The following is a 23,504-nucleotide window of genomic DNA, read 5'->3' as shown; positions in this document are numbered from 1 at the left end:
CCGGCGCTCGTGCCCGTACCGGTGCTCATGTCAGGGCCACCGTCCCGTCAGCGTCTTCCGACCAGACCGCCAGCGGTTCGAAGCCGCGGTGGCCGCACTCGCCGAAGACCGTCGCGGGACGGCCGCCCGCGGCGGCGAGCAGCTTCCACAGGCCGGGCCGCCGCTCGGCGTGCGAGGTCAGGGGCAGCGCGGCGTCGTCCGCCGCGTCGCGCAGGCGCCACGCCACGTGCCCTTCCCCCCTCATCTCCGGCTCCGGCGGCAGCAGCACCACATCCGTCAGCACCACGGGCCAGGACTCCAGCCAGGGATCGGCGAGCAGCGCGCGCCCGTACGCATCGGCGGCCGCGGCCACCGGGCCGCCGGGCGGGGGAGCGCCGAACGGCACCGGCGTCCCGAACCGCTCCACCAGGCCCGCCCGCAGCTGCCCCGAACCGGAGTGCGGCGCGAGCAGCGCGTCGATCGCGAGACCCACCGGCAGAGCGAGCTCGGGCGCGCGCCCGCCCGCCCCGAAGGACAGCAGGAGCGCCCACCGCCCCGACCCGGCGCCGCGCAGCCAGATGCGGCGCGTCGTCACCTTGCCGTCCGAGCTGTCGTACTGCGCGAGCACCGACCACCTGTCCCGCACCTCAGCGCCCTCCCCGGGCGCGGACGGCAGCCCGACCCGCGTACGGACCGTCGCGGCCAGCGGCCCGGGCAGCGCGTCGAGGCCCAGCCAGGCCCGGTCCAGCAGATGCAGCAGGGACGCCTCTTCGAGCAGCCTGCCGGGCCAGCCGGCGCCAGAGCCGGGTATCGCCCCCAACTCGCGTGCGCGGGCCGCGAGTCCGGGCGCCTGCGCGTCGACCATGCGGGCCGCGGTCTCCTCCCAGGGCCCGGGCCCGCCGGCGCGCGCCCCGGAGCCGGCCGCGGCGAGCCCGCCCCGCAGCAGGTCGGCGAGGCGCTGCTCCAACTCGCCCACGCCCGCGGTGACACGCGCAGCCCTGCGCTCGGCGCGGCGGCGCGCGGCCGCAGGATCCGCGGCCTTCGCGGCCCCCGCGCCCGCGCCGCCGCCCTCCTCCGCGCGCTCGGCACGCTTTCTGCGCCCCGCGAGCCACTCCTGCGCCCACGCGGGCGGCTCGCCGCCCGCCGCGACACCGCCGCCGCCCGAGGCCCAGAGCAGCAGCAGCCCCAACGCGTGCTTGCACGGGAACTTCCGGCTCGGGCAACTGCACTTGTACGCGGGCCCCGCCGTGTCCACCACCGTCTGATACGGCTTGCTGCCGCTGCCCCTGCACAACCCCCACACGGCGCCCGGCGCCTGCGCGGTGCCCGCCCCCGTCTCCGACCACGGTCCCGCGGCGCCGAGCTTGCTCCCGGCCCTGCGCGACGCGTCGTCAGGAGCCAGCGCGAGCACCTGCTCCGCCGTCCAGCGCACCCCCAGATCAGTCATGCCACGACCGTAGGCCGGGCCACTGACAACCGGCCGTTCACAGCACCTGACCTGCGCATACGAGTGATTGTCAGTGGGGTGGTGCACGGTGGTGACCACAGCGGGCCGAACGATCTGGAGGGGGAAGCCATGACCGTGTCCCACACGCGGCAGGAGAACCGGGAAACCCAGGAAACCCGGGAAACCCAGGGGACCCAGGGGACCCAGGGGACCTCGGGAAACCAGGAGAACCTGAAGAACCCGGGGCACCAGGAGAATTTGGAGAACGCAGAGCAGCCGGCGGCGAAGGTGCTGCGCCCGCACGCGGAGGACGCGTTCGCGGCCGAGCTCGCCGCGCTCGCCGCCCACGACGACAGGCCGCGCCCCGAGCGCTGGCGCCTCTCGCCGTGGGCCGTCTCGCTCTACCTGCTCGGTGGCTCCCTCCCCGACGGCACGGTGATCACCCCCAAGTACATCGGCCCGCGGCGCATCGTCGAGGTCGCCGTCACCACCCTCGCCACCGACCGCGCGCTCCTGCTGCTCGGTGTGCCGGGCACGGCGAAGACCTGGGTCTCCGAGCACCTGGCCGCCGCCGTGAGCGGCGACTCGACCCTGCTCGTGCAGGGCACGGCGGGCACGCCGGAGGAGGCCATCCGCTACGGGTGGAACTACGCGCAGCTCCTCGCGCACGGACCGAGCCGCGCCGCGCTGGTGCCGAGCCCCGTGATGCGCGCGATGGCGGAGGGGCGCACGGCACGCGTGGAGGAGCTGACGCGCATCCCGGCCGACGTGCAGGACTCGCTGATCACGATCCTCTCGGAGAAGACCCTGCCCGTGCCCGAACTGGGCGAGGAGGTCCAGGCGGTCGGCGGGTTCAACGTGATCGCGACGGCCAACGACCGCGACCGCGGGGTCAACGACCTGTCGAGCGCGCTGCGCAGGCGGTTCAACACCGTGGTGCTGCCGCTGCCCGCCACCCCGGAGGCCGAGGTCGACATCGTCTCCCGGCGTGTCGACCAGATCGGCCGCTCGCTCGGGCTGCCCGTCGAGTCGGACGGCATGAGCGAGATCCGGCGCGTCGTCACCGTCTTCCGCGAACTGCGCGACGGCGTCACCGCGGACGGCCGCACCAAGCTCAAGTCCCCCTCGGGCACGCTCTCCACGGCCGAGGCCATCTCCGTCGTCACCAACGGGCTCGCGCTGGCCACGCACTTCGGCGACGGCGTGCTGCGCCCTGGCGACGTCGCCGCCGGCATCCTCGGCGCCGTCGTCCGTGACCCGGCGGCCGACCGCGTCATCTGGCAGGAGTACGTGGAGACGGTCGTACGCGAGCGCGACGGCTGGAAGGACTTCTACCGCGCCTGCCGCGAGGTGACCGCGTGAGCACGCCCGCCGCGCAGACCCCCGTACCGCACGGCGCGGCGCCGCCCGCGCGCGGTCCGCTGCTCCTCGGCGTGCGCCACCACGGCCCCGGCTCGGCGCGCGGCGTGGCCGCCGCGCTCGACGCGGCCCGGCCGGGCGCCGTCCTGATCGAGGGCCCGCCCGAGGGAGATGCCCTGGCGGCGCTCGCGGGCGACCCGGCGATGCGGCCCCCGGTCGCACTCCTCGCGCACGCGGTGGACGACCCCGGGCGTGCCGCGTTCTGGCCGCTCGCCGCGTTCTCGCCGGAGTGGGTCGCCCTGCGCTGGGCGGTGCGCCACAGCGTGCCCGTACGCTTCATCGACCTGCCGGCGGCCCACTCGCTCGCCCTGGCAGCGGAAGAAGCCGCAGAACCAGAGGGCGTCGAAGAACCGGACGACGGACCTGGGCCTGACCCCGACACCGACCCCGACCCCGACCCCGACCCCGACACCGATACCGACACCGACCCTGACTCCGGCACCGCCGCCGGGCCCTCCGCGGCCGACGTGCGCGTCGACCCCATCGGCGTCCTCGCCGAGGCCGCGGGGTACGACGACCCCGAGCGCTGGTGGGAGGACGCCGTCGAGCACCGCGGCGGGGACACGGCCGCCGCGGACCCGTTCGCGCCGTTCGAGGCCGTCGCCGACGCGATGGCCGCGCTGCGCGAGCGGTTCGGCGACGGCGGGCACCGCCGCGACCTCGTCCGCGAGGCGCACATGCGCATCGCCTTGCGCGCCGCCCGCAAGGAGTTCGGCGACTTCGGGGACGGCAGCGGCGTCGCCGTCGTCTGCGGCGCGTGGCACGTGCCCGCGCTGCGCGCGAAGACCACGGCCACCGCCGACCGCGCCCTGCTCAAGGGCCTGCCCAAGGTCAAGGCCGAGCTGACGTGGGTGCCGTGGACCCACCGCAGGCTCGCCCGGCACAGCGGCTACGGCGCGGGCATCGAGTCCCCCGGCTGGTACGGGCACCTCTTCGCGGCGCCCGACCGCCCCGTCGAGCGCTGGCTCACCAAGGTCGCGGGGCTGCTGCGCGAGGAGGACAGGACGGTCTCGTCCGCGCACGTCATCGAGGCCGTGCGGCTCGCGCAGGCGCTCGCGGTGATGCGCGGCCGCCCGCTCGCCGGGCTCACCGAGACGGTCGACGCGGTCCGCGCCGTCATGTGCGAGGGCTCCGACGTGCCGCTCGCGCTCGTCACCGACCGGCTGATCGTCGGCGACGAACTCGGCGAGGTGCCCGAGGCCGCGCCCGCGGTGCCGCTCCAGCGCGACCTGACCAGGCAGCAGCGCACGCTGCGGCTCAAGCCGGAGGCGCTGGAGCGCGAGCTCGACCTCGACCTGCGCAAGGACACCGACACCGCGCGCTCGACCCTGCTGCACCGGCTGCGCCTCCTCGGCGTCGGCTGGGGCGAGCCCGCCGCGGGCCGCGCCAACTCCGGTACGTTTCGCGAGAGCTGGCGGCTGCGCTGGGAGCCCGAGCTGTCCGTGCGCGTCGCCGAGGCCGGGATCTGGGGCACGACGGTGCGCGCGGCGGCGACCGCGCGCGCCGAGTCCGCCGCCGTGTCGGCGACCGCGCTCGCCGACGTCACCGCGCTCGCCGAGCAGTGCCTGCTCGCCGCCCTGCCCGACGCGCTGCCCGTCGTCATGCGGGCGCTCGCGGACCGCGCCGCGCTCGACGCGGACGTCGCGCACCTCGCGCAGGCGCTGCCCGCGCTCGCCCGCTCCCTGCGCTACGGGGACGTGCGCGGCACCGACACCGCCGCGCTCGGCGAGGTGGCGACCGCGCTCGCCGAGCGGGTCTGCGTCGGCCTGCCGCCCGCCTGCGCGGGCCTGGACGCCGACGGCGCGGAGGCCATGCGCCGCCATGTCGACGCGGTGCACACCGCGATCGGCCTGCTGCCCGCGGGCCCAGGCGGCGACCTGCCGGGCCGCTGGGCCGCCGTGCTGGAGAAGCTCGCGGGCCGCGACACCTTCGCGGGCGTGGTCCGTGGCCGCGCCACCCGCCTCCTGCTGGACGACGGCCGCCTCCCCGCGGACGAGGCGGCCCGCCTGATGGGCCTCGCCCTCTCGCCCGGCACCCCGCCGGGGGACGCGGCCGCGTGGATCGAGGGCTTCGTCGGCGGCACCTCGGGAGGCGGCATGCTCCTCGTCCACGACGACCGGCTGCTCGGCCTGGTCGACGCCTGGCTGACCGCCGTGCCCGCCACCGCGTTCACCGACGTGCTGCCGCTGCTGCGCCGCACCTTCTCCGCGTACGAGCCGGGTGTGCGCAGGACCCTCGGCGAGCAGGTGCGCCGCGGCCCCTCGGCCGCCGCGCCCGCCGCGGGGGCCGAGCCCGGCTTCGGGAGCGCCGTGGACGCGGCGCGCGCCGACGCCGTCGTCCCGCTGGTCGCGCTGCTGCTCGGCCGCACACCGCCGGGCGCGCCGCCGCACCCGGTGGGGCCCGCCCCGGCCGGCGCAGGCGGCCCGTACCCGTACACCCGCGACCCGTCCGTGCCCGTCCCCGCACTCGCGGGGCCCGCCCTCCCGCAGGAGAACCGATGAGCGACCCCGCAGCGGCCCCCGAGACAGCCGGCCACGGGGGCCCGGAGACCACCACGGGCACGGCCCCTGGCGCGGACCCGCAGTCGGCGGTCGGCACGGGCCCGCAGGCCGGGCCCGGCACGGCCGCCGCCGACCCGGACGAGCGGCTGCGCCGGTGGCGGATGGTGCTCGGTGGCGACGCCGACGGCACCGGATGCGGGCTCAGCGGCGCCGACGCCGCCATGGACAGTGCGCTCGCCGCCCTCTACGGGGGTGAGGGCGGCGGCGCACGCCCCGCGCGCGGCAACAGGAGCGCGGGGCTCGGCGCGTCAGCGCCCTCCGTCGCCCGCTGGCTGGGCGACATCCGCACGTACTTCCCCAGCTCGGTCGTGCAGGTCATGCAGCGCGACGCCATCGACAGGCTCGGCCTCTCCGCGCTGCTGCTCGAACCGGAGATGCTGGAAGCGGTCGAGGCCGACGTGCACCTCGTCGGCACGCTGCTCTCGCTCAACAAGGCCATGCCGGAGACCACGAAGGAGACCGCGCGCGCCGTCGTCCGCAAGGTCGTCGAGGACATCGAGAAGCGCCTCGCCACCCGCACCAGGGCCACCCTGACCGGCGCGCTCGACCGCTCGGCCCGCGTCAGCAGGCCGCGCCACCGCGACATCGACTGGGACCGCACGATCCGGGCCAACCTCAAGAACTACCTGCCCGAGTACGGCACCGTCGTGCCCGAGCGGCTGATCGGCTACGGCAGGGCGGGCCAGTCCGTGAAGAAGGAGGTCGTCCTCTGCATCGACCAGTCGGGGTCGATGGCCGCGTCCGTCGTCTACGCGTCGGTGTTCGGCGCCGTCCTCGCCTCCATGCGCTCCCTCGCCACCCGCCTCGTCGTCTTCGACACCGCGGTGGTCGACCTCACCGACCAGCTCGACGACCCGGTCGACGTGCTGTTCGGCACGCAGCTCGGCGGCGGCACGGACATCAACCGCGCCCTGTCGTACTGCAAGGCCCGTATCACCCGCCCCGCCGACACCGTGGTCGTCCTCATCAGCGACCTGTACGAGGGGGGCATACGCGACGGGATGCTGAAGCGGGTGGCCGAGATGAAGGCGTCGGGCGTGCAGTTCGTCGCGCTGCTCGCCCTCTCCGACGAGGGCGCCCCCGCCTACGACCGGGAGCACGCCGCCGCGCTCGCCCAGCTCGGCGCCCCCGCCTTCGCCTGCACGCCCGACCTGTTCCCCGAGGTCATGGCCGCGGCGATCGAGAAGCGCCCGATACCGGTGCCGGACGACACCCCGGCCGTAGCGCCCCGCTGACCTCGGCCCGCGCGCGGGCCCGCACCGCGCCGTGCGGCCGGGCGCGGGCGCGTCCCGGACACCTGTGCGCTCTGTGACAGGTATCACCGCTCATCTGTGACCCGTGATTTAGGGAGCGCACGTTCCCGGAGATAACCTGCCAGGCGGACATGCCGCGTTCCGGACCCCGTGTACGCCTCCCTCAGTGACAGCGCAGTCACGTTGCCCTTCGCGGCACGCCCACGCAGATCACTAGCAGATCATCGCAACCCGCGATCACAGGCTGCGGTTTCGAGAAGAGACAAGGGACGGACACGCGTGGACCTGTTCGAGTACCAGGCGAGGGACCTCTTCGCCAAGCACGGTGTACCGGTGCTGGCCGGTGAAGTCATCGACACGCCTGAGGCGGCCCGCGACGTGACCGAGCGCCTGGGCGGCAAGGCCGTCGTCAAGGCCCAGGTCAAGGTCGGCGGCCGCGGCAAGGCCGGCGGCGTCAAGCTGGCCTCCGACCCGGCGGACGCCGTCGAGAAGGCCGGCCAGATTCTGGGCATGGACATCAAGGGCCACACGGTCCACAAGGTGATGCTGGCGCAGACCGCCGACATCGCCGAGGAGTACTACGTCTCCTTCCTGCTCGACCGCACCAACCGCACCTTCCTCGCCATGGCGTCCGTCCAGGGCGGCATGGAGATCGAGGTCGTCGCCGAGGAGCACCCCGACGCGCTGGCCCGCATCCCCGTCGACGCCAACGAGGGCTGCACGCCCGAGAAGGCCCGCGAGATCGTGGAGGCCGCGAGGTTCCCGGCCGAGGTCGCGGACCAGATCGCCGAGGCCCTGCAGAAGCTGTGGACCGTCTTCGTCGAGGAAGACGCCCTGCTGGTCGAGGTGAACCCGCTGGTCAAGTCCGGTGACGGCAAGATCATCGCGCTGGACGGCAAGGTCTCTCTCGACGACAACGCGGACTTCCGCCAGCCGGAGCACGAGGCCCTTGAGGACAAGGCCGCGGCCAACCCGCTGGAGGCCGCGGCCAAGGCGAAGAACCTCAACTACGTGAAGCTCGAAGGCCAGGTCGGCATCATCGGCAACGGCGCGGGCCTCGTCATGTCGACGCTCGACGTCGTCGCGTACGCCGGTGAGAAGCACGGCGGCGTGAAGCCGGCCAACTTCCTCGACATCGGCGGCGGCGCCTCCGCCCAGGTGATGGCGAACGGCCTGGAGATCATCCTCGGCGACCCGGACGTCAGGTCCGTGTTCGTCAACGTCTTCGGCGGCATCACCGCCTGCGACGAGGTCGCCAACGGCATCGTGCAGGCCCTTGAGCTGCTGAAGTCCAAGGGCGAGAACGTCACCAAGCCGCTGGTCGTGCGCCTCGACGGCAACAACGCGGAGCTGGGTCGCAAGATCCTGTCCGACGCCAACCACCCGCTGGTGCAGCGCGTGGACACCATGGACGGCGCGGCCGACAAGGCCGCCGAGCTGGCCGCGGCCAAGTAAGAAAAGGGCGAGGGAAAACCACACCATGGCTATCTTCCTGACCAAGGAAAGCAAGGTCATCGTCCAGGGCATGACCGGCTCCACCGGCATGAAGCACACCAAGCTCATGCTCGCCGACGGCACCAACATCGTCGGCGGCGTCAACCCGCGCAAGGCGGGCACGTCGGTGGACTTCGACGTCCCCCAAGGCCTTAAGGGCCAGGGCGGTGCCCCCACGTCTGTACCCGTCTTCGGCTCGGTCGCCGAGGCGATGAAGCAGACCGGCGCCGACGTGACCGTCGTCTTCGTGCCGCCGGCCTTCGCGAAGGCCGCCGTCGTCGAGGCGATCGACGCCGAGATCGGCCTCGCCGTCGTCATCACCGAGGGCATCGCCGTGCACGACTCGGCCGCCTTCTGGGCGTACGCGTCGAGCAAGGGCAACAAGACCCGCATCATCGGCCCCAACTGCCCCGGCCTGATCACGCCCGGCCAGTCCAACGCGGGCATCATCCCCGGCGACATCACCAAGCCGGGCCGCATCGGCCTCGTGTCGAAGTCCGGCACCCTGACGTACCAGATGATGTACGAGCTGCGCGACATCGGCTTCTCGTCCGCCGTCGGCATCGGTGGCGACCCGGTCATCGGCACCACGCACATCGACGCCCTCAAGGCGTTCGAGGCCGACCCGGAGACGGACCTGATCGTGATGATCGGCGAGATCGGCGGAGACGCCGAGGAGCGCGCGGCCGACTTCATCAAGGCCAACGTGACCAAGCCGGTCGTCGGCTACGTCGCGGGCTTCACCGCGCCCGAGGGCAAGACGATGGGCCACGCAGGCGCCATCGTCTCCGGCTCCTCCGGCACGGCAGCCGCGAAGAAGGAGGCCCTTGAGGCCGCCGGTGTGAAGGTCGGCAAGACCCCGACCGAGACCGCGGAGCTCGCCCGCGCCCTCCTCGCCGGCTGACATCGCGCGGCGGCGCGCGCCGCCGCCCTGGCCCGGCTCCCCCTCGGCGGGGGAGCCGGGCCATGCGCTTCCCGCCGGGCCGGGCCGCCGGTGGCTAGGAGGCCCGCGGCAGCAGCCGCTCGGGGCCGTTCAGCGGCACGGCGCGCAGCGCGTTCCGCAGCCGCACGTCCTGCGCGGTCAGCCGCTCGGGGCCGCCGGGCACGGGCACGCCCGTCACCCGCTCGGGCGGCGCCTCGGGCGGGTGGTACGCGCGGGGCGCGGTCAGCACGGTGAAGGTCGTCGTGCTCGCCACGAGCACGGTGAGCACCAGCGCCGCGTGCGTCCACAGCCTGCTCCGCGCCTCCCCGCCCCCGCGCACCGCACGCGCGGGGCGCGGCGCGGGCACCGGCACGGAGCCGAGCAGCCCGTCGAGCCGCTCGTGCAGCAGGGCGGGGTCGGCCAGCTCGGGCAGCCGGGCCGCGACCGCCTCGCGCGCGTGCAGCAGCCGGCCCGCGGTCGCCGGGGTGCTCGCCTCCGCCTCGGCCGCGGTGTCGGGCAGGTCGAGGCCGAGGCCGTCGTAGAGCAGCAGCGCGCGGCGGTACGTGCGCGGCAGTGCGAGCAGCGCGTCGCGCAGCGCGCGCCCCTGCGGCGCCGACGCCTCGCCCCGCCGCGGCCGGGCCGCGCGCACCCCGCTCACCAGCCGGAAGCAGTGCCACGGCGAGAGGGCGTACTCGTGCGCCGCTGCCCGCACCCAGCCGGCCGGGTCCCGGTCGCGCGCGACCTCGGGCCAGCGCTGCCAGGCCAGCTGGAACGCCCGCTCGACCGCCTCGCGCGCCAGCCCCCGATGCCCCGTCAGCAGGTACGCCTGGCGTACGAGCCCCGGCGCGACGAAGCCGTACAGCGCGTCGAACGCCTGCTCGGGCGTTCGGTGGAGCGCGCCCGCGCCCCCGGGCAGCGGTCGGGTGAGCACGACGATCCGCCGCCCGCCGGGCCCGACGACCGCACGGACGGCGGCACCGGACGGCACGTCAGCGGTACGGGACGGCCCGTCAGCGTCACCGGGCCGGCCGTCATCCGTGGGCGTCGCGGCCCGTGCGCGTTCGGCGGGCTCCGGCCGGGCGGCGGCCCGCCGCGCCTCCTCCGCCGCGTCCTCCGCCGCCTCGGCGGCCGCGACCTCCACGGCGTAGCGGGCGAGCAGGGCCAGGTACTGCCCGCCCCTGCGGCCACGGGGCTCGGTGCGGCCGGTCTCCCACCCCCGCACCGTCGACTGGGTGACGCCCACCGCCGACGCGAGCTGCTTCACGGTCATCGCCTTCGCCTCGCGCAGCCTCCTGCGCTCCGTGGGTGGCGGAGGCGGAGGCGGCGGCGGTGCCGCCGGGGCGGGGCGCGGGGTGCTTCGGGTGGCGCTCTGCGTCATCGGGGAGTCTCCGCAGCAAGGGGCCGGTCAGAAAAGCACATAACCGAATAATGATCGACATGTCGAGCATCCGCCTGTTACGTGCTTAAAGTGCGTGTCGCGTGCAGCATGGCGGGCGTGACCCAAGTGACCGAACGCGGAGAGCTGTTGTCGTCCGCGTCTGCCCTGGAGCGCGGCAGGGCCGCCGCGCTCACCGCGTCCTTCCTGCGCGGCGCCATCGCCGCATGCCTCGGCCTCGGCGCGCTCGCCGTGCTGGTCATGGCGCTGTGGATCAGCTCGCCCTACCCGGACAGCGGGGCGGGCGGCGCGCTCCATGTGGCCGTCGCGCTGTGGCTGCTCGCACACGGCGTCGACCTCGTACGGCCGGGGACGCTGTCCGGGGCGCCAGCGCCCGTCGGGGTGGTGCCGCTGCTGCTCACCGCGCTGCCCGCGTATCTCGGGTACCGGGCGGCCCGCGACGCGCTCGAACCCCAGGAGGGCCGCCCGCAGCTCACCGCGCTCGGCGCCGTCGCCACCGTCGGCGGCGGCTATCTGCTGGTGGCCGCGGGGGCTGTGGCGTACGCGCAGGGCGGCGCGTTCACCGCGTCGCCGCTGCGTGCAGCCGTCGTGCTGCCCCTCTTCACCTTCGCGGCGACCGGTGCGGGCGCCTGGACGGGTTCCGGCCGCCCTGCCGTGCCGCTGCCGCTGCCCGCGGCGGCCCGCGCCCGGGCCGCCCGCACGCTGTGGTCCCCTGCGGCCCGCCGCCTCGCGGCGCTCGCGGTGCGCGCGGGGCTCGCCTCGGCCGCTGTCCTGCTCGGCGGGGGCGCGCTGCTCGTCGCCGCCTCCCTGGTCCGGCACGGCCAGACGGCCGAGGATTCGTTCCTGCGGCTGTCCTTCGTGTGGTCGGGCCGGTTCGCCGTGCTGCTGCTCGGGCTCGCGCTCGTCCCCAACGCCGCGGTCTGGGGCGCCGCGTACGGCCTCGGCCCCGGCTTCGCCCTCAGCACCTCCGCGACGGTGACCCCGCTCGCCGCCCACGGCGACCCGGGGCTGCCGTCCTTCCCGCTGCTCGCCGCGGTCCCGCAGGGCGCGGGCGGCTGGCCGCACTGGTCGGCGCTCGCCGTCCCCGCCGCCGCGGGCCTCACCGCCGGGTGGTTCACGCTGCGCAGGGCCGCGCCCGCGTTCGTCGACCCCGATGAGGCGTGGGGCGCGGGCCGCACCGCGCTGGCCGCCGCGCTCGGCGCCGCGGTGGCCGGCGGCACGACGGCGCTGCTCGCCGCGTACGCGGGCGGCCCGCTCGGCACCGGAAACCTCGCCGCCTTCGGGCCCGTCTGGTGGGCGGCGGGCGCCGCGGCCCTGGTGTGGACCGCCGCGGTCGGCGTGCCGTTCGCGCTCGCCGTGCGCGCCTGGCGGCTGCGGGGGAGCGGCGCAGCCCCCGCGTACGAGGAGCCCGCGGCGGTCCCCGTCCCCGCGGCGGCCCCTGCCGCCCCCATCGGCGCGGGTACGGCCGCCGCGGCGGACGCCGAGGCCGGGCCGGGCGGAGCGGGCGGCCCGTGGTCCAGGCTCGTACGCCGCCTCATCGGCCGCCAGGAGGCCGAGGAGGAAACCGGAACAGAAACCGGAGCGGAGCCCGGGCGGTCGGCCGGGGGGAACGCCGCCGCGGACCTCGCGGCAGGGAAGACCGCGGCTGCCGCCGAGGCGGGCGGCGCCGAGGGCGAGGCCGCCCGCGCGCGCCGCTGGTCGCGCCCCTCCACCTGGTGGCGCAGGGCGCCCCGTACGGCCTCGGACGCCGGGGCCGAAACCGACGCCGAGGCGTACGACTTCCTGTCGGCGCAGTCCTGGCACGAGCGTGGCGCCCGCGAGGCCCGCTGGGCGGGGCTCAAGGAGGTCTCCGGCGGACTGATGGCCGACTTCCCGGCCGACCCGGCGCCCCGGGCGCCGGCGCCGGCGCAGCCGGGGGCCGCGGCGCCGGACGACGCCGAGGGCGCCACACCGGCGGCCGAGCAGGCGCGCAAGCCCGGCGTGAAGGTCGCGGGGACCGCGAGGACCGCGGAGGCGCCGCACGCGGCGGAGGCGCCGGAGGGAGCGCGGCGGGAAACCGACCCGAAACCGGGTCAGGGAGCAGAGGCGGAAGCAGAACCGGAACCGGGAGCGGAACCGAGAGGGGAGCAGAAACCGGAACCGGAACCGGGCGGGGACGGGTCGGCGGCTGACGGCTGACGGCTGACGGCTGACGGCTGACGGCTGACGGCACCGTTCCCGGCGGCGCGGGGGCGGGGCCGACGGATCGTGCGGCCCCGCCGACACCCCTCGCGCGGCGCGGATGGTGCGGCCACGCCGAGGCCGCTCGCTCAGCGCGGGCGGCCGCCCGTCACCTGCTGATGCCGAGGATCGGGACGAGGGACTTGGGCAGCTCGTCGTTGCACGCGACCTGGCCCTCGTGGGTCAGGGCGTCGTGCACGCACACGTAGTAGTCGGAGTAGACGAACTGCATCGAGTACGTGCCGGCGACGACGAGCAGCGCCAGGAGCGCGGCGACCAGGCCGCTCACCGCCGCCGTGTGCTGGGGGCGCGCCTGCTGTGCGGGGTCCTGCTCGTGGGTGTGGTGGACGCCGGCCGAGGCGTAGGCCCGGTCCTCCGTGGAGGGGTAGGCCGCCGATTGCTTGGGCGGCGCGAACGGGTCGGGTCTGCGGGCCCGCCCGCCGTCCGCCGCGTCCGCCGCGCCCTGCGGGGCGTCCTTGCGGTCCTTCGCGCGCAGCGAGCTGACCGCCCAGTAGATCGCGAGCGCCCCGAGCAGGAGCGCGATCTCGGGGATGCTGAACAGGGCGAAGAAGAAGCCCCACATGCCGGCGAGCAGCGCGTAGCGCGCGCGGCGCTGGTAGACGTCCTTGGGGTCCCAGCGCAGCCCGCCGGGTCCGCCAGGGCCGCCGCCCTGGCCCTGCTGCCGCTCCGGGCCGTAGGGCCCGGGCCTGCCCGACCCTCCGCCGAAGCCACCGCCGGAACCTCCCGGCTGCCGGTCGCTCCACTGGCTGCCCCAGACCGGGCGGTCGCCCTGCCGTCCGCCGTCACCGGAACCGGAAGCCGAACCGGAGTCCTCGCCCTGGCCGCCCGTGTGGTGGCGGGGGCGCCACGGCTGGTCCGCGCTCCCCTCGGGCGGCGGCGCGAACGGATTGTCGTCGGAGCCGGAGCCGGAGCCGGAGCCGGTGGGCGATCCGGAAGACGATCCGGAGGAGGACGGGCCCGAGGTGCCAGGGGCAGACGAGGACTCGCGCTCCCGCAGCAGCACCGGTACCGGGGGCTGCGGAGGGCTGAGTACCGTACGGCGTCGGTCCTGCATCTGGTGAACGTCTTCCCCTCAGACCCCCGCACGCCGGGGTCCTGTCGTCGTCGCGGCCCGTCCGGGGGACGGGTCCTGTCCCCTGACGCTACCTCCCGGCCCTGCCCCCGTCCCGTGGGGGCCGATCGATATGCCGGTATCGTTGCTGACGGTCGGCCCCTTCGTAGAGTTCCCCAGATCGGGGGACGTGACGCGTTCGTAGGACCGTACAAAGCCTGCTGACGGCACAGGCCCGGCCGCCGGGGCCCCCGTGGCCCAGAAGCCCGAGTCGTCCGAGAAAGGCGCCCGCGCCGTGGCTGTCCCCCCCTCGCCCTCGTTCTCGCTGCCGCCCTCCGGGCGCCCGGCCCGGCTCGTCGTGCTGGTCTCGGGCTCCGGCACCAACCTCCAGGCCCTGATCGACCGGATCGCCGACGAGGGGTCCGCCTACGGGGCGGAGATCGTCGCCGTGGGCGCCGACCGCTCCGGCATCGAGGGCCTCGCGCGCGCCGAGCGCGCCGGGCTGCCCACCTTCGTGTGCCGGGTCGGCGACCACGCGACCCGTGAGGCGTGGGACGCCGCCCTCACCGGGGCGACCGCGGTGTACGAGCCCGACCTGGTGGTCTCGGCCGGGTTCATGAAGATCGTGGGCAAGGAGTTCATCGCCGCGTACGGCGGGCGCTTCGTCAACACGCACCCCGCCCTGCTGCCCAGCTTCCCCGGCGCCCACGGCGTGCGCGACGCGCTCGCGTACGGCGCGAAGGTCACGGGCTGCACCGTCCACTTCGTCGACGACGGCGTCGACACCGGCCCGATCATCGCCCAGGGCGTGGTCGAGGTGCGGGACGAGGACCACGCAGACCACGAAGCGGGCGGGACCGCGCTCCACGAGCGCATCAAGGAAGTCGAGCGACGGCTGCTCGTCGATGTCGTGGGGCGCCTGGCGCGGCACGGCTACCGCATTGAGGGACGAAAGGTAACGATCAAGTGACCGCCGAAGGTACGAAGCGGCCCATCCGCCGCGCCCTGGTCAGCGTCTACGACAAGACGGGCCTTGAGGAGCTGGCCACGGGCCTGCACGAGGCCGGGGTCACGCTGGTCTCCACCGGCTCGACCGCCGCGCGGATCGCCGCCGCCGGGGTGCCCGTCACCAAGGTCGAGGAGCTCACGGGCTTCCCCGAGTGCCTCGACGGCCGCGTCAAGACGCTGCACCCGCGCGTCCACGCCGGCATCCTCGCCGACCAGCGCCTCGACGCGCACCGGCAGCAGCTCGCCGACCTCGGCGTCGAGCCGTTCGAGCTGGTCGTCGTGAACCTGTACCCGTTCAGGGAGACCGTCGCCTCGGGCGCCTCGCCCGACGAGTGCGTCGAGCAGATCGACATCGGCGGCCCCTCGATGGTGCGCGCAGCCGCCAAGAACCACCCGTCCGTCGCCGTCGTCACCAGCCCCGACCGCTACGCGGACGTGCTCTCCGCGGCCCGCGGGGGCGGCTTCGACCTGGGCGCCCGCAAGCGGCTCGCCGCCGAGGCGTTCCAGCACACCGCCGCCTACGACGTCGCCGTGGCCTCCTGGTTCGCCGACGGCTACGCGGCGGCCGACGACAGCGGCTTCCCCGAGTTCCTCGGCGCGACCTACGAGCGGGCGAACGTCCTGCGGTACGGCGAGAACCCGCACCAGCCCGCCGCGCTCTACCGCACCCCGGGCGCCGCGGGCCTCGCGGGCGCGGAGCAGCTGCACGGCAAGGAGATGTCGTACAACAACTACACGGACACGGACGCCGCGCGCCGTGCCGCGTACGACCACGCGGAGCCGTGCGTCGCGATCATCAAGCACGCCAACCCGTGCGGCATCGCGATCGGCGACGACGTCGCAGCGGCGCACCGCAAGGCGCACGCCTGCGACCCGCTCTCCGCGTTCGGCGGCGTCATCGCCGTCAACCGGCCGGTGTCCGTCGCCCTGGCCGAGCAGGTCGCGGAGATCTTCACCGAGGTCATCGTGGCCCCCGGCTACGAGGACGGCGCGGTGGAGGTGCTGGCGCGCAAGAAGAACATCCGCGTGCTGCGCTGCCCCGAAGCGCCCGCCTCGGTGCACGAGGTCAAGCCGATCGACGGCGGCGCGCTGCTCCAGGCCACCGACCGCTTCCAGGCCGAGGGCGACGACCCGGCCGGCTGGACGCTGGCGACCGGCGACGCCCTCTCCGAGCAGGAGCTGCGCGAGCTGGCGTTCGCGTGGCGTGCGTGCCGTGCGGTCAAGTCCAACGCGATCCTGCTCGCCAAGGAGGGCGCGTCGGTCGGCGTCGGCATGGGCCAGGTCAACCGGGTGGACTCGGCGCGGCTCGCGGTGGAGCGCGCGGGCACCGAGCGCGCGCAGGGCGCCTTCGCCGCTTCGGACGCGTTCTTCCCGTTCCCTGACGGCCTTGAAGTGCTGCTTGAGGCGGGCGTGCGCGCGGTGGTCCAGCCCGGCGGCTCCGTACGCGACGAGCTGGTGGTCGAGGCGGCGAAGAAGGCGGGCGCCACGATGTACCTCACCGGTACGCGCCACTTCTTCCACTGATTCCACCGGCTGATTCCACCGGCTGATCTTCCCCCGGAACCTCCGCCGGCGGAGGTTTTGCACGCGGCGGGGGCCGCACTCCCGGAAGGGGTGCAGCCCCCGGCCGCGCGGCGGCTCAGCGGCTCAGCCGCTCACCGGCTCACTGCGAGCGGATGACGACCGTCGAGCAGATCTTGTCGGCGAACGTCTGCTTCTTGGAGTCCCACAGCGGCCACAGCCACCCGATGTAGCAGGCGATCGAGTCGACGATGTGGCAGATGCGGCGGCCGAAGGCCAGGCCGAAGCCGATCGTCGAGCCGTCGACCTCCTTCAGCAGCCGGATCTTCATGGCGCGCTTGCCGATCGTCTGGCCCGTGCTGCCCTCCTTGGCGAGCTGCCAGAACGCCAGCACGATCGTGCCGATGAAGCCGATCAGCGCCAGCGTGATCCCGACCCCGCTGCCGTTGTCGCCGCTCGCCATGGCCACGCCGGCTATGCCGAGGACGTAGTACGGCAGGCCGATGATGATGCCGTCGATGATGGTGGCCACGACGCGCAGGCCCCAGTGTGCGAGCGTCGGCATGCCGGGGGTGCCGAACTGCGGCGCGCCGCCCACGCCGGGCGCCTGCGGGTAGCCGTAGCCCTGCGGGGGCACGCCCGGCTGCTGCGGGTAGCCGTAGCCGGCGGCGCCCGGCGCGCCGGCCGGCGGCTGGGGCGCGCTGTTGTACGGGTTGTTGGGTTCGCCGAAGCTCATGGTGAGCGGTTCCTCCGTTGGTGGTGCGGGGACGAGCGGTCCTGGCGGAGGAAGCACGACGAAATGAGCGGACGTCCCCCCTGCACTGCCGCTGATGTACGCGGTCATCGTGATGGCGCAATACACCCCTTGTCCAGTGACTTCGGGTATGCGTTGTCCAAGCGCAACGTGGCCGGAGCAGTACGGGGACCGAATTGGAACACGGGCAGGGTCATCCGCGAGGATGGGGTCATGAGCGCCCAGATTCTCGACGGCAAGGCCACAGCGGCCGCGATCAAGTCCGACCTGACCGCCCGCGTGGCGGCCCTGAAGGAGCGGGGGCTGACACCAGGCCTCGGCACGCTCCTCGTCGGTGACGACCCCGGCAGCCGCTGGTACGTCAACGGCAAGCATCGCGACTGTGCCGAGGTCGGCATGGACTCCATCCAGCGTGAACTGCCGGACACGGCCACGCAGGAGGAGATCGAGGCGGTGGTGCGCGAGCTCAACGAGAACCCGGCCTGCACGGGTTACATCGTGCAGCTCCCGCTGCCCAAGGGCATCGACACCAACCGCGTGCTCGAACTCATCGACCCGGCCAAGGACGCGGACGGCCTGCACCCGATGAGCCTCGGCCGCCTCGTGCTGGGCGAGACGGGCCCGCTGCCCTGCACGCCCAACGGCATCCTCCACCTGCTGCGGCACCACGGCGTCGAGATCAACGGCGCCCACGTGGTGGTCGTCGGGCGCGGGATCACCGTGGGCCGCTCGATCCCGCTGCTGCTGACCCGCAAGTCGGAGAACGCGACGGTCACGCAGTGCCACACCGGTACGCGGGATCTCGCCGCGCAGCTGCGGCAGGCCGACATCATCGTGGCGGCGGCGGGCGTTCGGCACATCATCAAGCCCGAGGACGTGAAGCCGGGCGCCGCCGTGCTCGACGTCGGCGTGAGCCGCGACGAGAACGGCAAGATCGCCGGCGATGTGCACCCCGGCGTGGCCGAGGTGGCCGCCTGGCTCTCACCGAACCCGGGCGGCGTCGGCCCGATGACCCGCGCGGAGCTCCTGGTGAACGTGGTCGAGGCGGCCGAGCGGGCGGTGGCGGGGCAGTGAGCGACGAGGCGCCCGCGGGCGCCGCCCGGCGCCCCGCGCCCGAGCCGCCCCCGTCCGAACCCGCCGGGGACGCGCCGTCAGGCGCCGGACAGGCCCCCGCCGGGGACGCGCCGTCAGGCGCGGGTGACGCCCGCGCCGCCGACGCCCCGCACGAAGCGGACGTACCGGCGGTCCCGGCCGAGGACGCGCCGGCGGACGGGGACGAGGACGCCAGGGCGGGCAGGGGAGAGGACGCACCGGACGGGCCCGCGGCCGGGGCGCACCCCAACCCCCTGCCCGAGGAGGTGCCCGAGACGGTGGACTTCCCGCCGCCCGAGGGCGCGGGGCGCGCGGCCTCGGGGGACGCGCCCGCGCCCGCCAGGCAGTGGCCGCTGATCAGCGTGCTCGCGCTGGCGGCGCTCGGGCTGCTGACGGTCGGCGTGCACCCCTTCGACGCGGCCTTCCGGGTCGGCACGATCATGGTGGGCGCCGCGCTGGTCGGCGGGGCCGTACTGCGCAGGACCGTGCCGTCGGTCGGCATGCTGGCCGTACGGTCGCGGTTCACCGACATGGTCACGTACGGCGTGCTCGGCGTCGCCATCGTGCTGTTCGCGCTGATGATCCAGCCCAGGCCGTGGCTCGACATCCCCGTACTCCAGAGCGTGGTGCACTCGACCGTGCCGTAGCGATCCGCGCCATCCCCACGCGGTGTGATGGTCGGACAACAGTGGGAGACTGGGCCGGGCGCAGAACGCGCCGGAGGGAGGGGCCACATGGCGCGCCGTGCCACCGACCCGGCCGGTGAACTCGCTGACCGCATGCGGGAGCTGATCGACCGCAGCGGGCTCAGCCTCGACGCGGTCGCGGCCAGGACCGGCCTCAGCCGCGCCGACTGGGCGGCGTACGTGCGCGGTGTGCGCCGCCCGCCGCGCGAGGCCACCGCGGCGCTCGCCGAGGCGGTCGGCACCTACCGGGCGCCCCTGCTCGAACTCTGGGACAGGGCCGAGTTACGCGCACGCTCCGAGGGCGCCGTGCCCGAGCCGTACCCCGAGTACCCGGGCGAGCGGTCCACCGTACGGCTCCCGGCCGTGGCCGCCGAGCCGGCGGGCGATCCCGGTGAGCGCCGAGTCCCCGAAGGCCCGGGGGAGTCGGCCGGCGCCACCGCGCCGCTGCCCCGGCATGTGGACCGCGCGAGGCGGCCGGGCCACGCGCGCACCCTCACCCTCGTGTCCACCGCGGTCGGCGTCGCCCTCGTGGTGCTCGCCGTCGTCCTGCTGACCGGCCTCGGCGGCGGTGGCGACGCCCCTGCGGCGGCGGGCCAGCCCTCCGCCACGGATGCCACGGACGCCACGAACACCGCGGGCGCCCCGCACGCCACGGGCCGCACCACGGCCCCGCCGTCCGCCCCCTCCGGGCAGGCCGCGCCCCCGCGGCCGACGGGCCCCACCGCCGCGCCCTCCTCTCCTTCGTCTCTCTCTCCTTCACCCCCTTCACCCCCTTCGTCCCCTTCGTCTTCTTCGCCGTCCGCGTCGACCGGGGCCGTTCCGCCGTCCGGTGTGCGCTGCGCGCCCGGCACCTGCGCGGGGGCCGACCCCGAGGCCATGGGGTGCGCCTCGGGCCGCGCCCGCACCCTCGCCACGAGTGCCGTCGGCGGTGCGTTCGTCGAGGTCCGCTACAGCGCCGTCTGCGGCGCCGCCTGGGGCCGGGTCACCGGCTCGGCGTCCGGCGGGACGCTGCTGGTCACGCCCGGCGGGACGCCCGTACCCGCACAAGCGGGCACCGGCACCGGCACGTACACGCCGATGGTCGCCGCCCCCGAGCCGCACGGGCTGCGGGCCTGCCTGACCCTCGGCACGGGCGCGAAGGGGTGCGCCACCGCGCGGTGAGCCACGCCACCCGGGGGCACAGGTGTCCCGGGGCGCACGTCGGATAGCCTGGCCGGTGGATTTCTCTTCACATCAAGATTCGGAAGGTTCCGGCCCCAGCACCGGACCGCGGCCGCTCCGGGCGGTGTGGGGAGGCGTCCCGCACCCCGGGGACCCTCGAACACCAGGGCAGGGGCCCCCACCGCCAGCTTGCTATCGGAGATCGCCATGACCCGCACTCCCGTGAATGTCACCGTCACCGGCGCGGCCGGCCAGATCGGCTACGCGCTGCTGTTCCGCATCGCCTCCGGCCAACTGCTCGGCGCGGACGTGCCGGTCAGCCTGCGGCTGCTGGAGATCCCGCAGGGGCTCAAGGCCGCGGAGGGCACCGCGATGGAGCTGGACGACAGCGCCTTCCCGCTCCTCAAGGGCATCGACATCACCGACGACCCGAACAAGGCGTTCGACGGTGCGAACGTGGCGCTCCTCGTCGGCGCCCGCCCCCGCACCAAGGGCATGGAGCGCGGCGACCTGCTGGAGGCCAACGGCGGCATCTTCAAGCCGCAGGGCAGGGCCATCAACGACCACGCGGCCGACGACATCCGGGTCCTCGTGGTCGGCAACCCCGCCAACACGAACGCGCTGATCGCCCGCGCCGCCGCCCCCGATGTACCGGCAGGCCGCTTCACCGCGATGACGCGCCTCGACCACAACCGCGCCCTGACGCAGCTCGCGCAGAAGACCGGCTCCGCCGTCTCCGACATCAAGCGCCTGACCATCTGGGGCAACCACTCCGCCACGCAGTACCCCGACATCTTCCACGCGGAGATCGCCGGCAAGAACGCCGCGGAGACCGTCAACGACGAGACCTGGCTCGCCGAGACGTTCATCCCCACCGTCGCCAAGCGCGGCGCCGCCATCATCGAGGCGCGCGGCGCGTCCTCCGCCGCGTCCGCGGCGAACGCCGCCATCGACCACGTCCACACCTGGGTCAACGGCACCGCCGAGGGCGACTGGACCTCGATGGGCGTCGTGTCCGACGGTTCGTACGGTGTCGCGGAAGGCCTGATCTCCTCCTTCCCCGTCACCACGAAGGACGGCTCGTACGAGATCGTGCAGGGCCTCGACATCAACGAGTTCTCCCGCACGCGCATCGAGGCGTCCGTCAAGGAGCTCGAAGAGGAGCGCGACGCGGTCCGCGCCCTCGGCCTGATCTGATACGCCCCGCACGCCGAAGCGCCGGAACTCCCCATGGTGCACGGGGAGTTCCGGCGCTTCGTGCACAGATGCGCGTCGTCGTGCGGGTGCGCGTCGTCGTGCCGGGCCGCGCGGCGGCGGGTCTCAGCGGCCGAGCAGCTCGGCGCCGTAGCCACCCACCGCGCCCGACTCCGGGGCACGTCCCACGGCGGGTCGTGCGGCGCCCTGTCGCGGTGGGCGGCGCGGAAGGCGTCGGCCGCGGTGTGCGGCATGGCGTACCCCCCTCAGTGCCGGTGGGCGGCGGGCCGGTAGTGGCCAGGCACCATCCGGGTGCTGACGCCGAACCTGTTCCAGGCGTTGATCACGGTGATCGCGGCGATCAGGTGGGCGAGCTCCTTCTCGTCGAAGTGCGCGGCGGCCCTCTCGTACACCTCGTCGGGGACGAAGCCGTCCGTCAGGACCGTGACGGCCTCGGTCAGCTCGATCGCCGCGACCTCCTGAGCCGTGTAGAAGTGGCGCGACTCCTCCCAGGCGCTCAGCTGGATGATCCGGTCCGCTGACTCGCCGTGCGCCAGCGCGTCCTTGGAGTGCATGTCGACGCAGAAGGCGCAGTGGTTGATCTGCGAGGCGCGGATCTTCACCAGTTCGAGCAGGGTCGGGTCGACGCCCTGCCCGGCCGCCGCGTCCAGCCGGACCATCGCCCGGTAGACGTCGGGCGCGAGGGCCGCCATGTCGAGTCGGGGGGTGTGCTCGGGGTTGCGCTCCGCAGTGCTCATACGACCACCGTAGGCAGCAGATGGCACAGGCGTATGGTCCATTTCCATGACGGAAAAGCGGGCCACTTCACCGGATGGCGCGGACGGACCCGGCGCGCGGGGCGGGCGCGGACCCCGGGCCCAGGCCGGTCCGGGCGCCGCCACCGGCACCGGCACCGACCTGCACCTCGACCGCCTGGAGCCGCGGCCGGGCCACGGGCTGCGCGCCGCCCTGATGGAGGCGCTGCGCGAGGCCGTGCGCGGCGGGCGGCTCGCGCCCGGCACCCGGCTGCCGTCGTCCCGCGCGCTCGCCGCCGACCTCTCCGTCGCCCGCAACACCGTCGCCGACGCGTACACGGAACTCGTCGCGGAGGGCTGGCTCACCGCGCGGCAGGGCTCGGGCACCCGCGTCGCCCGCAGGGCCGCGCCGCGCGGCCCCGAACCCCGGGCGGCGCCCGTACCGCCAGGACCGGCGCACGGCGTCGGCGCACGCCTCGACCTGCTGCCAGGCAGCCCCACCCTGGCCCACTTCCCGCGCGCCCGGTGGCTGGCCGCGGCCCGGCGCGCCCTGACGAACGCGCCGTACGAGGCGTTCGGCTACGGCGACCCGCGCGGCCGCCCCGAGCTGCGCGCCGCGCTCGCCGGCTATCTGGCGCGGGCACGCGGCGTGCGCGCCGACCCCGGGCGGATCGTGGTGTGCGCGGGCTTCGTGCACGGGCTGCGGCTGCTCGGGGCCGTACTGGAGGCGCGGGGAGCGGGCGCGGTCGCCGTCGAGCCGTTCGGCGTGCCGCAGTACCGCGCGCTGCTGACCGGGGCGGGGCTGCGGGCGCCCGCGCTGTCCGCCGACGCGCGCGGCACCCGCACGGACGCGCTCGGCGCGGCCGACGCGGTCCTGCTCACGCCCGCGCATCAGTTCCCCACCGGCACGGCGCTGCCGCCCGAGCGGCGCGCCGCCGCCGTCGACTGGGCGCGCGCCACCGGCGGACTCGTCGTCGAGGACGACTACGACGGCGAGTTCCGCTACGACCGGCAGCCGGTCGGCGCCCTCCAGAGCCTCGACCCCGAGCGTGTCGTCTACTGCGGCACCGCGAGCAAGTCCCTCGCGCCCGGGCTGCGCATGGGCTGGCTCGTGCTGCCGCACGCCGTGGTCGCTCAGGCGGTGGCGGCCAAGGGCCACACCGACTGGGCGCCCGGCGCGCTCGACCAGCTCACGCTCGCCGAGTTCCTCACCTCCGGCGGGTACGACCGGCATGTGCGCGCGATGCGGCTTCGCTATCGGCGCCGCCGCGACCAGCTCGCCGCCGCGGTCGCGGAGCGCGCACCTGCCGTCCGGGTCACCGGCATCGCGGCCGGGCTGCACGCCGTGCTCGAACTGCCGCGCGGCACCGAGGACGCGGTGGTCGCGGCGGCCGCGGGGCAGGGCCTCGCCGTCGCGGGCCTGCGCGCCTTCGTCCACGAGGAGGCGCGCGAGCGGCCCGGGGTGCGCGAGCGCGACGCGCTGGTCGTCGGCTACGCGACCCCGCCCGACAGCGCGTGGCAGCCCGCGCTCGACGCCCTCTGCCGCGTCCTGCCCTGAGGCCGCGCCCCG

18 protein-coding genes are annotated in these 23,504 nt (G+C 75.2%); 13 read left to right on the top strand and 5 right to left on the bottom strand.

What is annotated here, in order from left to right:
* Positions 1-25: 25 nt before the first annotated feature.
* On the bottom strand, positions 26-1,426 hold the full coding sequence (locus AB0910_RS17005) for an SWIM zinc finger family protein (RefSeq protein WP_366745390.1): 1,401 nt from the start codon (positions 1,424-1,426) through the stop codon (positions 26-28).
* A 129-nt stretch (positions 1,427-1,555) separates the two neighbouring features.
* Between AB0910_RS17005 and AB0910_RS17000 the strand changes: the two genes are divergently transcribed.
* The 5 genes from AB0910_RS17000 (at position 1,556) to sucD (ending at position 9,057) form a co-directional block, all read left to right on the top strand.
* Positions 1,556-2,788, top strand: a complete 1,233-nt coding sequence (locus AB0910_RS17000; protein ID WP_366745389.1) for an AAA family ATPase — start codon at positions 1,556-1,558, stop codon at positions 2,786-2,788.
* On the top strand, positions 2,785-5,346 hold the full coding sequence (locus AB0910_RS16995) for a DUF5682 family protein (RefSeq protein WP_366745388.1): 2,562 nt from the start codon (positions 2,785-2,787) through the stop codon (positions 5,344-5,346). The genes AB0910_RS17000 and AB0910_RS16995 overlap by 4 nt, the downstream gene beginning before the upstream one ends.
* 161 nt (positions 5,347-5,507) lie before the next feature.
* Positions 5,508-6,641, top strand: coding sequence for a VWA domain-containing protein (locus tag AB0910_RS16990; RefSeq protein ID WP_366745456.1), 1,134 nt, complete (start codon positions 5,508-5,510; stop codon positions 6,639-6,641).
* A gap of 297 nt (positions 6,642-6,938) precedes the next feature.
* Positions 6,939-8,114, top strand: a complete 1,176-nt coding sequence (gene sucC, locus AB0910_RS16985; protein ID WP_366745387.1) for an ADP-forming succinate--CoA ligase subunit beta — start codon at positions 6,939-6,941, stop codon at positions 8,112-8,114.
* Positions 8,115-8,139: 25 nt separating this feature from the next.
* Positions 8,140-9,057, top strand: a complete 918-nt coding sequence (sucD, locus tag AB0910_RS16980; RefSeq protein ID WP_366745386.1) for a succinate--CoA ligase subunit alpha — start codon at positions 8,140-8,142, stop codon at positions 9,055-9,057.
* Between the two features lie 94 nt (positions 9,058-9,151).
* Here sucD and AB0910_RS16975 read toward each other — a convergent pair whose 3' ends face one another.
* Complete coding sequence (locus tag AB0910_RS16975) at positions 9,152-10,453, bottom strand: helix-turn-helix domain-containing protein (RefSeq protein ID WP_366745385.1); 1,302 nt, start codon at positions 10,451-10,453, stop codon at positions 9,152-9,154.
* A 117-nt stretch (positions 10,454-10,570) separates the two neighbouring features.
* Between AB0910_RS16975 and AB0910_RS16970 the strand changes: the two genes are divergently transcribed.
* Positions 10,571-12,649, top strand: a complete 2,079-nt coding sequence (locus tag AB0910_RS16970) for a DUF6350 family protein (RefSeq protein WP_366745384.1) — start codon at positions 10,571-10,573, stop codon at positions 12,647-12,649.
* 151 nt (positions 12,650-12,800) lie between these two features.
* Here the strand turns inward: AB0910_RS16970 and AB0910_RS16965 are convergent, their stop codons facing one another.
* Positions 12,801-13,766: a hypothetical protein gene (locus tag AB0910_RS16965; RefSeq protein WP_366745383.1), complete on the bottom strand. Its 966-nt coding sequence runs from the start codon at positions 13,764-13,766 to the stop codon at positions 12,801-12,803.
* 292 nt (positions 13,767-14,058) lie between these two features.
* Here AB0910_RS16965 and purN point away from each other — a divergent pair, with 292 nt between their 5' ends.
* Positions 14,059-14,733, top strand: a complete 675-nt coding sequence (purN, locus tag AB0910_RS16960) for a phosphoribosylglycinamide formyltransferase (RefSeq protein WP_366745382.1) — start codon at positions 14,059-14,061, stop codon at positions 14,731-14,733.
* Positions 14,730-16,295 (top strand): bifunctional phosphoribosylaminoimidazolecarboxamide formyltransferase/IMP cyclohydrolase, encoded by a 1,566-nt coding sequence (purH, locus tag AB0910_RS16955; protein WP_366745381.1) that lies wholly within the window; start codon positions 14,730-14,732, stop codon positions 16,293-16,295. Before purN ends, purH begins: the two co-directional genes overlap by 4 nt.
* A gap of 139 nt (positions 16,296-16,434) precedes the next feature.
* Here purH and AB0910_RS16950 read toward each other — a convergent pair whose 3' ends face one another.
* The gene (locus tag AB0910_RS16950) at positions 16,435-17,028 is read right to left on the bottom strand and encodes an RDD family protein (protein ID WP_366745380.1); all 594 of its coding nucleotides are present in this window, start codon (positions 17,026-17,028) and stop codon (positions 16,435-16,437) included.
* 231 nt (positions 17,029-17,259) lie between these two features.
* Between AB0910_RS16950 and AB0910_RS16945 the strand changes: the two genes are divergently transcribed.
* The 4 genes from AB0910_RS16945 (at position 17,260) to AB0910_RS16930 (ending at position 21,182) form a co-directional block, all read left to right on the top strand.
* A complete protein-coding gene (locus tag AB0910_RS16945; protein WP_366745379.1) occupies positions 17,260-18,120 on the top strand; it encodes a bifunctional methylenetetrahydrofolate dehydrogenase/methenyltetrahydrofolate cyclohydrolase in 861 nt (286 codons plus the stop codon).
* Positions 18,117-18,785, top strand: coding sequence for a DUF3017 domain-containing protein (locus tag AB0910_RS16940; protein WP_366745378.1), 669 nt, complete (start codon positions 18,117-18,119; stop codon positions 18,783-18,785). Before AB0910_RS16945 ends, AB0910_RS16940 begins: the two co-directional genes overlap by 4 nt.
* A gap of 87 nt (positions 18,786-18,872) precedes the next feature.
* Positions 18,873-19,985 (top strand): DUF2690 domain-containing protein, encoded by a 1,113-nt coding sequence (locus AB0910_RS16935; RefSeq protein WP_366745377.1) that lies wholly within the window; start codon positions 18,873-18,875, stop codon positions 19,983-19,985.
* Positions 19,986-20,192: 207 nt separating this feature from the next.
* A complete protein-coding gene (locus AB0910_RS16930; protein WP_366745376.1) occupies positions 20,193-21,182 on the top strand; it encodes a malate dehydrogenase in 990 nt (329 codons plus the stop codon).
* A gap of 263 nt (positions 21,183-21,445) precedes the next feature.
* On the opposite strand, the gene AB0910_RS16925 is transcribed toward AB0910_RS16930, so the two are convergent.
* Positions 21,446-21,937 carry a carboxymuconolactone decarboxylase family protein gene (locus AB0910_RS16925; RefSeq protein WP_366745375.1) on the bottom strand — a complete coding sequence of 164 codons (492 nt, stop codon included), beginning with the start codon at positions 21,935-21,937 and terminating at the stop codon, positions 21,446-21,448.
* Positions 21,938-22,151: 214 nt separating this feature from the next.
* Between AB0910_RS16925 and AB0910_RS16920 the strand changes: the two genes are divergently transcribed.
* Positions 22,152-23,492 carry a PLP-dependent aminotransferase family protein gene (locus AB0910_RS16920; protein ID WP_366745455.1) on the top strand — a complete coding sequence of 447 codons (1,341 nt, stop codon included), beginning with the start codon at positions 22,152-22,154 and terminating at the stop codon, positions 23,490-23,492.
* Positions 23,493-23,504 lie beyond the last annotated feature (12 nt).

This window comes from Streptomyces sp. NPDC047002 (genome assembly GCF_040704505.1).
Taxonomy (GTDB): Bacteria; Actinomycetota; Actinomycetes; order Streptomycetales; family Streptomycetaceae; genus Streptomyces.
This window is presented reverse-complemented; position numbering and strand designations above follow the sequence as displayed.

Coding starts and splice junctions, on each gene's coding strand:
- AB0910_RS17005 (WP_366745390.1), bottom strand. CDS start 1,426: ATGACTGATCTGGGGGTGCGCTGGACGGCGGAGCAGGTGCTCGCGCTG.
- AB0910_RS17000 (WP_366745389.1), top strand. CDS start 1,556: ATGACCGTGTCCCACACGCGGCAGGAGAACCGGGAAACCCAGGAAACC.
- AB0910_RS16990 (WP_366745456.1), top strand. CDS start 5,508: ATGGTGCTCGGTGGCGACGCCGACGGCACCGGATGCGGGCTCAGCGGC.
- sucD (WP_366745386.1), top strand. CDS start 8,140: ATGGCTATCTTCCTGACCAAGGAAAGCAAGGTCATCGTCCAGGGCATG.
- AB0910_RS16975 (WP_366745385.1), bottom strand. CDS start 10,453: ATGACGCAGAGCGCCACCCGAAGCACCCCGCGCCCCGCCCCGGCGGCA.
- AB0910_RS16965 (WP_366745383.1), bottom strand. CDS start 13,766: ATGCAGGACCGACGCCGTACGGTACTCAGCCCTCCGCAGCCCCCGGTA.
- AB0910_RS16950 (WP_366745380.1), bottom strand. CDS start 17,028: ATGAGCTTCGGCGAACCCAACAACCCGTACAACAGCGCGCCCCAGCCG.
- AB0910_RS16945 (WP_366745379.1), top strand. CDS start 17,260: ATGAGCGCCCAGATTCTCGACGGCAAGGCCACAGCGGCCGCGATCAAG.
- AB0910_RS16935 (WP_366745377.1), top strand. CDS start 18,873: ATGGCGCGCCGTGCCACCGACCCGGCCGGTGAACTCGCTGACCGCATG.
- AB0910_RS16930 (WP_366745376.1), top strand. CDS start 20,193: ATGACCCGCACTCCCGTGAATGTCACCGTCACCGGCGCGGCCGGCCAG.
- AB0910_RS16925 (WP_366745375.1), bottom strand. CDS start 21,937: ATGAGCACTGCGGAGCGCAACCCCGAGCACACCCCCCGACTCGACATG.
- AB0910_RS16920 (WP_366745455.1), top strand. CDS start 22,152: ATGGAGGCGCTGCGCGAGGCCGTGCGCGGCGGGCGGCTCGCGCCCGGC.